The sequence below is a fragment of the uncultured Nevskia sp. genome, assembly GCF_903885465.1.
GTDB lineage: Bacteria > Pseudomonadota > Gammaproteobacteria > Nevskiales > Nevskiaceae > Nevskia.
Map to the genome: position 1 here is coordinate 1 of NZ_CAISIQ010000255.1, position 12,515 is coordinate 12,515.

A 12,515-nucleotide genomic window follows, 5' to 3' on the forward strand; every position below is an offset into this window, starting at 1 on the left:
ATGATCGATGCAACCAAGACACGATCAAAACGCGCCAATCGTTGCAGTACGGTTGAAATCAGCGTATTCGCGACGCGAAATGGGATTCCGCCTGCAAGAATGCCGGCGAGAAGGCTAGCCTCAGCGCTCAGTCCTATCCAATTCCCAGCGACGAAACGGACTACGAATACAGCAATCAAGGCGATGGCGAGCAAGCCGATCATAGGCAGTATCGCAGCAGGCTTCGTGAGCACTGTTCCGAGAACTTGGGCGTTGTTCGATGACACACTGCCAAGTTCTGCGAGCAAAGCAAAAGATGCTATCGACAAGAAGAGAAACAGCGGTTCAGTAAGACGCCAACCGGCAGAATAGTCCGCTTGAGCGATGCTGCCGAGCAAGGGAAGCACAAGGGTTACGTCAAGGCGGCTGTAGATCATCACCAGCATAGTGACTAAGCTGATTGGAGCAAGTTTCGACGCGATCGACCTCAGAATCGACAAAGCGGGGCGCCGTGCTCGCCGCCACTGCGCAAGCATCTTGCTGATTGCAGGAGATGCAAGCACGAGGCCAGCGCTCGCCGCAACAGCGTCAGGTGCGATTAACAACATCGACATTAAGCCTAACTGTGCTGGAGACAACAGCACTGTTAGGTTGACTGCTAACGAAGCAACAAGTGTGATGCCAACCAGTGTCGCAAGTCTTGAGAACTGAGCTTCTTTCTGCAGTAGAGCGATAGACGTAGTTTGCGCTAGTGTTATTCCGATAAGCAGGAAGACCGGCAAGACTCGAAGTTCACCTACAAGAAAATAGTGAACTGCTGCTCCGATTACCATCAAAATTGTGGCGATAACCGCGCGAAAGAAGAAGGCGGTTCGAACAGTTACACGCACACGGCAGTTGGCGCCACCTAGCCGCGAGTAGGAAAAATTATCGACTCCACCATCTGCCAGCGCGCGCAGAAGTTCCGCTACCGATAACGCTGCAGCCAATGCTGCAAAATCAATCTTGTCGAGATGTTTGGCGCTCTGTATCAACACGAACCATCGGCCTATTACCAGTGCGATACGTGCGGCGACGAATGTGAAGTAACGTTGTGCGATTCTGCGCACGAACGAATGAACGAGGATGGTGTGATTGTCTGCAGGGCTCAATATGTCTGCCATTATGATCGAGTGATGCCGCTGATCCACATGCCCTGTTACCTGAACCGTTAAATAGCGATTCGCCAACGGTTGCTAGATTCAAGTTTCATTCGTATCAAGAAGCGTTGAAAACATCTTTACAGTTGCAGACGGAACTTCTGCTGAAAAAGTCAGCTGCAACTCTGTACCCCGAAAGCAGGGAGAGTTTTTACGCTCAGTCCAGGTAAAGGCGTTTTTGAATCAGATCGCGCCAACGCGCTTCATGTCTGCATCCACCATCATCGTGATCAATTGATCCAGCGTGGTCGTTGCCTTCCATCCGAGTTTCGCCTGAGCTTTGGCAGGATTGCCGAGCAGCACTTCGACTTCTGCCGGTCGGTAATAGCGCGGGTCGATGACGACATGGTCTTCATAGTTCAAGCCGACGTGCTCGAATGCAATGCGGCACATGTCTCGCACCGTGGTGGTGATGCCGGTGGCGATCACGTAATCGTCTGGCTGCTCCTGCTGCAGCATCAGCCACATGGCTTCGACGTAGTCGCCGGCGAAGCCCCAGTCACGTTTGGCGTCGATGTTGCCGAGCGCAAGCTGCTGCTGTTTGCCCAGCTTGATGCGGGCCACTGCATCGGTGACCTTGCGGGTCACGAATTCGATGCCGCGCAGCGGCGATTCGTGATTGAACAGGATGCCGCTGGAAGCGTGCAGCTTGAAGCTTTCACGATAGTTCACGGTCGCCCAGTGGCCATAGAGCTTGGCTACGCCGTATGGGCTGCGCGGGTAGAACGGGGTCTGTTCGTCCTGCTGTTCTTTCTGGATCAGGCCGAACATTTCGCTGGTCGAGGCTTGGTAGAAGCGGGCTGAAGGATCCGTGAGACGGATCGCTTCAAGCACGTTGGTGACGCCGATCGCGGTGACCTGGCCGGTCAGGATCGGCTGGTCCCAGCTTGAGCCGACGAAGCTTTGAGCACCGAGGTTGTAGATCTCGTGCGGCTTGGCAATTTTCAATGCCCGGATCAGCGAGGACAGGTCGGTGAGGTCGCCATCGATCAAGGTGATCTGATCGAGGATGCCAACGTAGTCGAGACGCCAGACCGTGCTGGTACTGCGCCGAGCCAGCAGACCGAATACTTCGTAACCCTTGTCGACGAGCAACTTCGCAAGGTAGGCGCCGTCCTGGCCCGTGATGCCGGTGATGAAGGCGCGCTTGGATGCGGTCATTTCAGAGTGTTCTCCCAATAGTTGAGGGTATCGCGCAGGCTGGTCGACCAGTCGATGCGCGGTTGCCAGCCGGTGTCTGCGCGCAGCTTGTCGCTGCTGCCACAGGCACGACGTTGCCCGGCCTTGCGGAAGCGGGCAGCGTCAGTTTTCAGTTCGATATCGACGCCGGCCAGTTCTGCAAGCAAGCCAACCGCATCGCCAAGATGGCGTTCGATACCCGAACAGATATTGTAGGTCTCACCACTCTTTCCGTGTGTGAGCAGCAAGTGATAAGCAGCGACAACATCGCGTACATCGGTGAAATCGCGAGTCACGTCGAGATCGCCAACTTCCAGCACCTTGCCGGCCTTGCCCAGCTTGATGCCGGCGATAGTCTTGGCGAAATCGGCAATGGCGAAGCGGGTGCTCTGACCAGGGCCGATGTGATTGAACGGGCGGGCGATGACTACGTCCATCCCCTCCGCACGCTGCCAGTAGCCACATAAAGTTTCCGCCGCGATTTTGCTGACCGCATAGGGATTCAACGGACGCGTGGGCGTGGTTTCGTGGGCTGGCAGTGCCGCTTCGGGCAGCGCGCCATAGACATCAGCGCTGCTGACGAACAGGAAACGACCCTTGAATCCGCTGGTTTTCAGCGCATCCAGCAAGCCATGTGTGCCGGTGAAATTGGTGTCGTAGGTCGCGCGAGGATCACGGAACGAATCCGGCACGAAGCTCTGCGCTGCCAGATGCAGCACAGCATCGGGACGTTCGCGTTCGATGCAGCGCTTGACGGCGACGACGTCCAGCAGATTGATGGCTTGCCCGTCGTCATCGCTCAAGCCAACGCTCTTGCTGTTGGCCAGCACGTACGCGCCGACGAAGCCTCGATGGCCAGTGACCAGCAGTTTCATGGTTGCAGGGATTCTTGCGGCGAGGTGCTCGTCGCGATGTTAGCGGCGTTCAGTACGCGCCGCTGCCCTTGAGCACAACTCGCACCGTCTTCAGGATGATGCTGAGGTTCAAGGTGAGGCTGCGGTTCTTGGCGTAGAACGCATCGAGCGCAACTCTGCGCTGATAGGTGGTGTCGCTGCGGCCGGAGACCTGCCACAAGCCGGTCAATCCGGGGCGCAGGGCGTAGTAGTGCTTCGCGAAGCGGCCGTACTTGACGATCTCGAAAGGTTCGATCGGCCGCGGCCCGACTAGGCTCATGTCGCCTTTGAGGATGTTCCACAACTGCGGCAGTTCATCGAGGCTGGTCTTGCGCAGGAAGCGGCCGGTGGCCGTCACTCGCGGATCATTGCGGAGCTTGAAGTCGCGCTCCCATTCCTCACGAACGACGGGATCCTTGTCCAGCAACTGCTGCAGGACTTCGGCCGCGTTCGGCACCATGGTCCTGAACTTGTAGACGTGGAACTCGCGTCCGCCACGGCCGAGCCGGGACTGCTTGAAGATCACTGGTCCGTTGGACAGGCCGAGGGCAACGATCGAGGCGAGGATCACCGGGCTGAACACGGCGGCGAGCCCGAGCGCGAAAACGATGTCCAGGCTGCGTTCCGCAAGACCGCGCAAAGGCTGCAGTGCGTCATTCGACTCTGCCGCCAGCAAACGTTCGCGGCGCGGAACATGGGGCACATGCACTCGGACCGACGTGAACGTGTGCAGCGTCACCGGATGCCCTGATCGGGCATGGGCGGTTTTGGCAGGTACTCGTGGCTCAGCGTTACTGGACATGATTGATTAGGTCTTGGTTCGCCGGGATTATCGAACAGAATCAATAGGGGTCTGATGAATAATCGGGTGGCGCGACAATGGAAAGACGATCTTGGTCACAGTTTGTGCGATTGCAGCATCCAGCGCCATGCATGCCGCAACGAATTTTCGATTTCAGTGTGCTGCGGCTTCCAGCCCAAGGTTGATTGTGCGTGGTCCGCTTTACCCACCGCATACGGTGGATCACCGGGGCGGCGATCGGTATAGCGCACCGGAATATCTCTTCCAGTCACTCGACGCGCCGCCTCAACGATCTCGTTCAAAGAAAAACCTCTGCCAACGCCCAGATTGAAAATTTCAAGCTTGCCAGTACCTTGCAAAGCACGGGCCACAGCAAGACCGTGAGCGTGCGCAAGATCACAGACGTGGACGAAATCGCGAACGCAAGTGCCATCGGGTGTCGGGTGATCCGAGCCATTCAGCGTCACGATCGGATCTAAACCCGCGGCAACTCTTAGGACCACGGGGATGATGTGCGGTTCAGGATCGTGGTTTTCGCCGATTTCGCCATCTGGATCGGAGCCAGCGGCGTTGAAATAGCGCAGCGCGATAGCGCTGAAACCGTGGCTGCGGACGAAGCCACGGATCAGCTGCTCGCAGTTCAGCTTGGTCTGACCGTAGAAAGACGATGGGTCACACGGCGTGGTCTCGTCGATCGGCGTTCCGTGTATGCCTCCGTATACGGCGCAGCTGGAAGAGAAAACCAGCGTGCGGCAACCGGTGGCTTCCATCGCCTCCAGCAGGCGCGCCGTGCCGGTGACGTTGTTGTCGAAGTACATCGAAGGGGTTGCCATCGATTCGCCAACATAGGCGAATGCTGCGAAGTGCATCACCGCTGCCGGATTGATCTCGTTCAGCACTTGCTCGAGTCGGGGGCGGTCGAGGATGTCCCCCTCGATCAGCGGGCCCCATTTGACCGCTTCGCGATGGCCGCGGCTCAGGTTGTCATAAACCACCGGCTGATAGCCTGCGGCAGAAAGCGCCTTGCAGGCGTGCGAACCGACGAAGCCTGCACCACCGGTTACCAGAATGATCTTGCGGGCTTCAGTCACGAGCAGCGTTCCAGTGCGATGGTTGAAAAGATGGATTCAAAATTTTCGATCCCTGTGCCAATTCCATGCCGTTTTCATGATGTGTGGCAGTTCAGTGTACTGGGGCGTCCAGCCCAAGTACTCGCGCGCTGCCGAAGAATCGGCGACCAGCCGTGGCGAGTCTCCGGGACGCCGGCCGGTGAACTGGTAGGGCACAGCGATACCGGTGATGTTCTGGGCTGCCTTCAGCACTTCCATTACCGAGAATCCGACGCCATTGCCTAGATTGAAGGTCAGCGCCGCATGGCGATCCTTCAAGAACTCGATACCGAGCAGGTGGGCATTGCACAGATCTTCGACATGGACGAAATCGCGGACACAGGTCCCGTCCGGTGTGCCGTAATCGTTTCCGAACACCTTCACCGCACCGGCTACCCCGAGGATCGAATCGAATACTCGCGGAATCAGGTGAGTTTCAGGGTGATGTGCCTCGCCAATGTTCCCCGCCGGATCGGCCCCAGCCGCATTGAAATAGCGGAAGCACATCGATGGCATCGAATAGGCCGTCCAGTAATCCTGCAACAGCTGCTCCACGGCGAGTTTCGATCGGCCGTAGGCGTTGATCGGGTACTTGGGATGAGCCTCGGTAATCTGATCGCTCTGCGGTTCCCCGAAGATTGCCGCCGTCGATGAGAAAATCACCGGGCAATCCGGAATCTTCCGGACTTGCTCGAAGAGCTTCAGCGACGACGAGAAATTGTTGAGGTAGTAGGAAGCCGGATCGGTGATCGATTCCTCGACGATCGATTTCCCGGCGAAATGCAACACGCCTTCCGGCCGGAAATCTGAGAAAACCCGATCGAGCAGCGCCGAGTCGCCAATATCGCCGACGTGCAGTTCACCCCAGCGAACAGCCTCCGCATGACCTGTCGACAGATTGTCGACGACGGCAACCTCGTGGCCATGCTCCGCCAGCAATTTGCACATGTGCGAGCCTATATAGCCCGCACCGCCACAGACCAGTAAACGTAAGGGTTTCGAAGATGGCTTTCGCACGAGGACTTAAGCATTGGTGGCTCCCCGCTGTTCGCGAACCATCTGCTCGAAATAGGCAATAGCGCGCGTCAGGCCCTCCCGCAGCTGGACACGGGGTTGCCAGCCGAGTTGAGTCTGCGCACGCGTGATGTCCGGCTTACGCTGCCTCGGATCGTCAGGTGGCATTGGGAAGAACTCAAGTTTGGATGAAGAATTAGTCAATTCGATGACTAAGGTTGCAAGTTCGCGAATCGTGAATTCGTGCGGGTTGCCGAGATTGATCGGGCCTGTCACGTCGCCGGGCGACGCCATCAGGCGAATCAGGCCGTCGACCAGATCCTCGACATAACAGAACGAGCGCGTCTGCTGACCTTCGCCATAGATCGTGATCGGGCGATTGAGCAGCGCCTGGACGATGAAGTTCGAAACGACGCGCCCGTCGTTCGGATGCATGTTCGGCCCGTAGGTATTGAAGATGCGAGCGACCTTGATCTCGACCTTGTGCTGGCGGTAGTAGTCGAAGAACAGCGTTTCAGCGCAGCGCTTGCCTTCGTCGTAGCAGGAACGATAGCCAACCGGATTGACATGCCCCCAGTAATCCTCGGTCTGCGGATGGACTTCGGGATCACCGTAGACCTCGCTGGTCGATGCCTGCAGCACCCGGCACTTGAGGCGTTTCGCCAGCCCCAGCACGTTGATCGCGCCGTGGACGCTGGTCTTGGTGGTCTGTACCGGATCGAACTGATAGTGCACCGGGCTGGCAGGGCAGGCCAGGTTGTAGATCTGATCAACCTCAACGTAAAGCGGCATCGTCACGTCGTGACGAAGCATTTCAAACCGGGGATTGTTCAGAAGCGGGTGTAGGTTTTCGCGCGAGCCGGTGTAGAAGTTGTCGACACAGAGCACTTCCTGTCCTTCGTCCAGCAAGCGCGCGCAAAGATGCGAGCCGATAAAGCCTGCGCCGCCGGTGACGAGGATGCGCTGTGGTCCGAACTCTCGCTTGGTTCCCATTCCTGGTTGGTCTCGATTTGAATGTTGGGGTCAGGCCTGGCGCCGGAACGAAGATTCGCCGGCAACAAGGACGCTGGGTTGGGTCGGGGCAGATAACGCAGTGGCTACCTGTGAGGATGTAAGCATTTCGAGCGATGTCATGAACGACCTGATACCGGGAAAAAGCAAACATCCCTGTGGCAGTGCGGAGTCGGCAGTCGATAAGTGCCTGGCGACTCGAGGCATGGCAATGCCTGGAGCCAGCGCACCGGTGCGCAAGAATAGTGCATTGATGGTGCACCGCAACGATTAGCCACTTGCATCATGGTGCAGAAAACGTACTTTGATTGTTGGTATTATTTAAAATATAGCATAAACAAGCACTTGAATACCGGATTTGGGTTTGGGTTTCCTTGCCCATCCGATTTTTCGTGATGTTCTGCACAGTTGCCCGGACCAACCCCTCAGCTTGCCGGGCTTGCGCAAGCTTCGCGAGGACTGCCGAGCGTGACGCCATGCGCTGTCAAGACCGCAGTCACCGGCACTCGTGCACCCAAGGCCCGCAAGGTCCAGTACAGCCCGCTCAAGGCGCGCAGCACGAACAGCAGATCGGAGACCGGCCGAAACTTGAAGGACAGGCCGAGGTTGCGTTTGATCGCCCCGCGGATGTCTTCGATGAACCGGGTGTCGCCGAAATCGAAGTATTCGGCTTCGCCGAGTCGTCCCAGGATCAGCCGCGCGAGTTCTTCATAGAACGTCATCAGCTGCGCGGCGGTGACGCCTTCGCTGATGCCGCCGAGCGCGCTCAGGTGTTCGTGCAAGTCCTGCCAGCGTGCTTCTCGCGCGGCGTTGAGCAGCAGCACCACGCGCTCGGCCACCGGGGCGGTCAATCGTTTGACGCAGCCGAAGTCGTAGATCACCACGTCGCCGGATTCTCGGAAGGCAAAATTGCCCGGATGCGGATCGGCGTGGACGGCGAGGGCAACGAACATCTCGTGCGTCACCCAGCGGCAGAGCGCCAGACCCAGAGCATCGCGCAGTGGCTGCGGCCAGGTTTTCGCTTCTTCCAGCGTTGCACCGGGCTCTTCGCTGAGCACCAGAATGCCGTCTGCGCAAAGCGCTTCAACCGGTTTCGGATAGATGATGCCTGGCAGCTTCGCGTGCTTGCGCAGGTACTTGAGGTGCGCCAACTCCGCGCGGTAGTCGGTTTCCTCGCGGAAGCGGTCGCGCACTTCGTTCATCAGCAGGTCGATCGCTTCGCCATCGACGGGCAGCAGTTTCGACAAGCCGATGATCCGGCGCAGTTGCTCGACATCGGAATCCACCGCTTCATCAACGCCCGGATAGCGCAGCTTGATCACCACCGGTGCGCCGTTGGAAAGCACCGCGCGATGGACCTGACCGATGCTCGCCGCGGCGATCGCGATCGGTTCGACCGAGCGGACGCGCTTCTTCTGCGCCGGCGTCCACTGGTTATCGAGCAGCGGTTGCATTTCCGAAAACGGCAGCGGCTCGACCGAGCGTTGCAACTTGCGGAGTTGCTCGGCGAGGGCAGGCGGCAGCACGTCGGCGTACTGCGAGGCGAGCTGGCCCATTTTCATCGCTGCGCCGCGCAATTCGGCCAAGGTGCGCGCCCAGTCCTCGCCGACATCGGCCCAGTACTGCGCCGTGCGCTGCACCCGGTCACCGCCGGGTAGCCGGTTCAGCATCGAACGCCCGAGCGTGCGCAGGCCAGCCCCGAGGATTCGAGTACTGCGTCCGCCGGTACCGCGCGTCTTGATCGCCATCGTTCAGGCGGATTCGAGGTCAAAAGGAATGCGGCACTTATAACCCGGTCGCCGAGCTGCCGGGTGGCCGGTCATTTATGTCGAATTGGCCAGCGGGCGCCGGCGGTGCGGTGCGCTATTCACCCGCTGCTCCGGGACCTGACCGTATCGCGTATGCTTGCGAACCATTCTCATTCAAGCTGGCAGTGGACCAAAGTCTGAAAGACCTGAAGCTGCGTGTGGAAGCGATCGTTGACCGCGTCGAGGACGTGCAGGCCGCCGATCCGATCGCCGCCCGCTTGCGCGATCTCGGCTTCGTGGCTGGCGAGCCGGTTCGGGTAGTCGCCCGCGGGCCCATCGGCGGCGATCCCTTGGTCGTGCAGATCGGCTACACACGCTTCGCACTGCGCCGTGCCGAAGCCGCCCGGGTCATGATTCGAGTCGCCGCATGAGCGCCGCCAGCCTGCAGGTTGCCCTGGTCGGCAACCCGAACTGCGGCAAGACCGCCTTGTTCAACCGCTTGACGGGCAGCCGTCAGAAAGTGGCCAATTACGCGGGTGTGACGGTCGAGCGCAAGGCTGGCGAACTGCGCACACCATCCGGTCAACACGTTCGTCTGCTTGATCTGCCCGGCGCCTACAGTCTTGGCGCCACCAGCCCTGACGAAGCGATCACCCGCGACGTCTGCCTGGGCCTGATGGCCGGCGAGACCAAACCCGATCTGCTGGTCTGCGTGGCCGATGCCACCAATCTGCGCCTGCATCTGCGCTTCGTGCTCGAAGTGCGGGCGCTCGGCCTGCCGATGATCCTGGCGCTGAACATGTGCGACGCCGCCGCCCGGCGCGGCATTCTCATCGACCGCGCCAAGCTCGAAGCGATGCTCGGCGTGCCGGTCGTCGAAACCATCGCCGTGCGTGCCGATGGCGTCGGCAAGCTGCTCGACAAGATCGATGGCGAGCTGCCGCCGCTGTCGTCAGTGGCTACACCGGCTGATCTGCACGCCGAAGTGCGCCACCTGATCGCTTCCGCCGTGACCATGCCGCGCCGCACGGCGGCACTTGATGACCGCATCGATCGCTGGGCGCTGCATCCGGTCGGTGGTCTGTTGATGCTGTCGATCGTGATGTTCCTGATCTTCCAGGCGGTGTTCTCCTGGGCCGCTCCGCTGCAGGACGGCATCGATGCCGGCATCACCTACGCGGCTGCTGCGCTGCGCAGCGCGATGCCGGACAACACCCTGCGCAGCCTGCTGGTCGACGGCATGCTGCTCGGCGCTGGCAGCGTCGTCGTGTTCCTGCCGCAGATCCTGCTGCTGTTTCTGTTCATTTTGGTGCTGGAAGAATCCGGCTATCTGCCGCGCGCCGCCTTTTTGCTCGATCGCCTGATGATCGGCGCCGGGCTCACCGGGCGCTCGTTCATTCCGCTGCTGTCGAGTTTTGCCTGCGCGGTGCCAGGGATCATGGCGGCGCGGACGATTCAGGACCCACGTGATCGTCTGGCGACGATTCTGGTTGCGCCGCTGATGACCTGCTCGGCGCGGCTGCCCGTCTATGCGCTGCTGATCGGCGCCTTCATCCCGGAGCGCACGGTGGGCGGCGTCTTCAACCTGCAGGGCCTGGTGCTGTTCGCGCTGTATGTCGCCGGCATCGTCTCGGCGCTGGCCGTCGCTTACGTCATGAAGCTGGTTCGCCGCGACAAGGCGGAACATTCGCTGCTGCTGGAACTGCCGTCGTACCGCCTGCCGCACGTCACCGACGTGCTGATCGGCCTGTGGGAGCGCGCCAGCATCTTTCTGAAGCGGGTCGGCGGCATCATCCTCACGCTGACCGTGCTGCTCTGGTTCCTGTCCACCTATCCCGTCGCCCCTGAAGGCTTCGTGGGCGCAGCGATCGATTACAGCTACGCCGGTCGCATCGGCAAGGCCATGGAAGCGCTATTCGCGCCGATCGGTTTCAACTGGCAGATCTGCATCGCGCTGATTCCGGGCCTGGCGGCGCGCGAGGTTGCGGTCAGCTCACTGGCGACGGTCTACGCGGTCTCGGCCACTGGCGACGAAGCCGCAGGACAACTGCTGCCGCTGATCGCCGCGCAATGGTCACTGGCCACGGCACTCAGCCTGATCGTCTGGTACGTGTTCGCGCCGCAGTGTGTGTCGACTCTGGCGGTGATCCGCCGCGAAACCCAGTCCTGGAAGATCGTGGCGCTGGCCACCGGTTACCTGTTCGCGCTGGCTTATGGCGCGTCCTGGATCACCTTCCGTATCGCGAGCGCACTGTCATGAGCGCCGCCGCTACCGCGACTGGATTCGGCGGCATCGTCGAAACCGTGGTGGTCGCGGTGATCGTCGCTGTGTTCGCCTGGCGTGGCTTGCGCCAATTGCTGCCTTCGGTGCATCGGCGGCTGGTCAACGGACTGCGATGGGCGCTGGGGCTCAAGGTCGCCGAACCGTCGAGTACGGCCTCAGGCTGCGACAGCGGCTGCGGCACCTGCAACAACTGTGGCGCGACGAAAACCCAATCGCCGGCGACAGGGGAAGCACCACTGCATTTCCAGCCACGCAAGCACTGACAGATATCGGGGTCGTGCTTTTCGTTCGGTAAACGAAGTGCGCATTCAAAAGTGATTGCAGCGACCGGTTGTCATCCCTACAATGCGCGCCTCGGACAGTTAGCTCAGTGGTAGAGCATCGCCTTCACACGGCGGGGGTCACAGGTTCAAGCCCTGTACTGTCCACCAGACAAGTATCCAGAGAAAAATCTGGCAAAACAAAAAGCCCCTAGAAATAGGGGCTTTTTCGTTGCTGCAGCGTTCATCGCCACCATCAGCCATGCGGCAGACGCAGGCCCAGTTCGACGATCTTGATGCCGTCCATCTTGCGGACCACCAGTTCCATGTCGCCGAGCCGGAGACGGTCGCCGACCACCGGCTTGTGCAACACGCTGGTGATGAACGCCGACAGGGTCCAGTCGGTCGTTGATTCCGGCACCTCGACGCCATAGGCGTTGACCAGGTCGGCAACCCGCGCCTCGGGGCTGATCACGAACTCGCCGAAGTAGCGTTGCTGTTCGACGGCCTGCTGGCCGCTGGTCGACTGGAACAGCTGATCGAGTTCCGGCAGTTCCGCTTTCGAGACGATCAGCGACAAGTAGTCGCCGCCCTTCAGCGTGCCCCAGTCGCGATATGGCACGAGCTTGCCGGCGCGGGTCAGGCTGACGATGCGCGAGTGGTCCTCGATCGGCAGCTGCTTCGGCTTCTTGCCGACCAGGGCGCTGGTCCGCGCCAGCCGGTAGCTGACCATCTCGTAGCCGCGGGTGCCAGGCAGGTCGATGTCGGCACGGCGTACGCGCGTGGTGATCGGCGGCATCTGCAGGCCGAGCAGGCGCGCGGCGGGTGCCACCGTCCAGCCCTGGACGATCAGCGAGACCAGCACGATGAAGAAGGCGACATCGAAGAACAAGGTCGCGTTCTCGAGCCCTGCCAGCAGCGGAAAGGTCGCCAGCACCATCGGCACCGAACCGCGCAGGCCGACCCAGCCGAGATAAACCTGTTCGCGCCATGGGAAATGGAACGGCAGCAGCGATACCGCAACCGCCACCGGACGG

The 12,515-nt window shown here is 60.2% G+C and carries 12 protein-coding genes and 1 tRNA gene; 4 read left to right on the forward strand and 9 right to left on the reverse strand.

Features of this window, described 5'->3' with window-relative positions; all coding sequences use genetic code 11:
• From QZY06_RS09600 to QZY06_RS09635, 8 genes are all read right to left on the reverse strand, one after another.
• The coding region (locus QZY06_RS09600) for a hypothetical protein (RefSeq protein WP_295683409.1) at window positions 1–1,208 on the reverse strand (1,208 nt) is incomplete at its 3' end.
• 153 nt (window positions 1,209–1,361) lie between these two features.
• A complete protein-coding gene (gmd, locus tag QZY06_RS09605) occupies window positions 1,362–2,339 on the reverse strand; it encodes a GDP-mannose 4,6-dehydratase (protein ID WP_295683412.1) in 978 nt (325 codons plus the stop codon).
• Complete coding sequence (locus tag QZY06_RS09610; protein WP_295683415.1) at window positions 2,336–3,232, reverse strand: GDP-mannose 4,6-dehydratase; 897 nt, start codon at window positions 3,230–3,232, stop codon at window positions 2,336–2,338. The genes gmd and QZY06_RS09610 overlap by 4 nt, the downstream gene beginning before the upstream one ends.
• 49 nt (window positions 3,233–3,281) lie before the next feature.
• Window positions 3,282–4,052, reverse strand: coding sequence for a sugar transferase (locus QZY06_RS09615; protein WP_295683418.1), 771 nt, complete (start codon window positions 4,050–4,052; stop codon window positions 3,282–3,284).
• A gap of 95 nt (window positions 4,053–4,147) precedes the next feature.
• The gene (galE, locus tag QZY06_RS09620; protein ID WP_295683421.1) at window positions 4,148–5,143 is read right to left on the reverse strand and encodes a UDP-glucose 4-epimerase GalE; all 996 of its coding nucleotides are present in this window, start codon (window positions 5,141–5,143) and stop codon (window positions 4,148–4,150) included.
• A 36-nt stretch (window positions 5,144–5,179) separates the two neighbouring features.
• Window positions 5,180–6,178 (reverse strand): UDP-glucose 4-epimerase GalE, encoded by a 999-nt coding sequence (gene galE / locus QZY06_RS09625; RefSeq protein WP_295683424.1) that lies wholly within the window; start codon window positions 6,176–6,178, stop codon window positions 5,180–5,182.
• A 6-nt stretch (window positions 6,179–6,184) separates the two neighbouring features.
• The gene (locus QZY06_RS09630) at window positions 6,185–7,168 is read right to left on the reverse strand and encodes a UDP-glucuronic acid decarboxylase family protein (protein WP_295683426.1); all 984 of its coding nucleotides are present in this window, start codon (window positions 7,166–7,168) and stop codon (window positions 6,185–6,187) included.
• A gap of 443 nt (window positions 7,169–7,611) precedes the next feature.
• On the reverse strand, window positions 7,612–8,934 hold the full coding sequence (locus tag QZY06_RS09635; RefSeq protein ID WP_295683428.1) for an AarF/ABC1/UbiB kinase family protein: 1,323 nt from the start codon (window positions 8,932–8,934) through the stop codon (window positions 7,612–7,614).
• A gap of 77 nt (window positions 8,935–9,011) precedes the next feature.
• On the opposite strand from QZY06_RS09635, the gene QZY06_RS09640 reads away from it, so the two are divergent.
• The 4 genes from QZY06_RS09640 (at window position 9,012) to QZY06_RS09655 (ending at window position 11,649) form a co-directional block, all read left to right on the forward strand.
• Window positions 9,012–9,365 (forward strand): ferrous iron transport protein A, encoded by a 354-nt coding sequence (locus QZY06_RS09640; RefSeq protein WP_367275603.1) that lies wholly within the window; start codon window positions 9,012–9,014, stop codon window positions 9,363–9,365.
• Window positions 9,362–11,194: a ferrous iron transporter B gene (locus tag QZY06_RS09645; RefSeq protein ID WP_295683433.1), complete on the forward strand. Its 1,833-nt coding sequence runs from the start codon at window positions 9,362–9,364 to the stop codon at window positions 11,192–11,194. Before QZY06_RS09640 ends, QZY06_RS09645 begins: the two co-directional genes overlap by 4 nt.
• Window positions 11,191–11,481, forward strand: a complete 291-nt coding sequence (locus QZY06_RS09650; RefSeq protein WP_295683435.1) for a hypothetical protein — start codon at window positions 11,191–11,193, stop codon at window positions 11,479–11,481. Before QZY06_RS09645 ends, QZY06_RS09650 begins: the two co-directional genes overlap by 4 nt.
• Before the next feature lie 93 nt (window positions 11,482–11,574).
• Window positions 11,575–11,649, forward strand: a tRNA-Val gene (locus QZY06_RS09655).
• Window positions 11,650–11,734: 85 nt separating this feature from the next.
• Here QZY06_RS09655 and QZY06_RS09660 read toward each other — a convergent pair.
• Window positions 11,735–12,515, reverse strand: a 781-nt coding sequence (locus tag QZY06_RS09660; RefSeq protein ID WP_295683437.1) for a cation:proton antiporter, incomplete at its 5' end; no start/stop codon positions are given.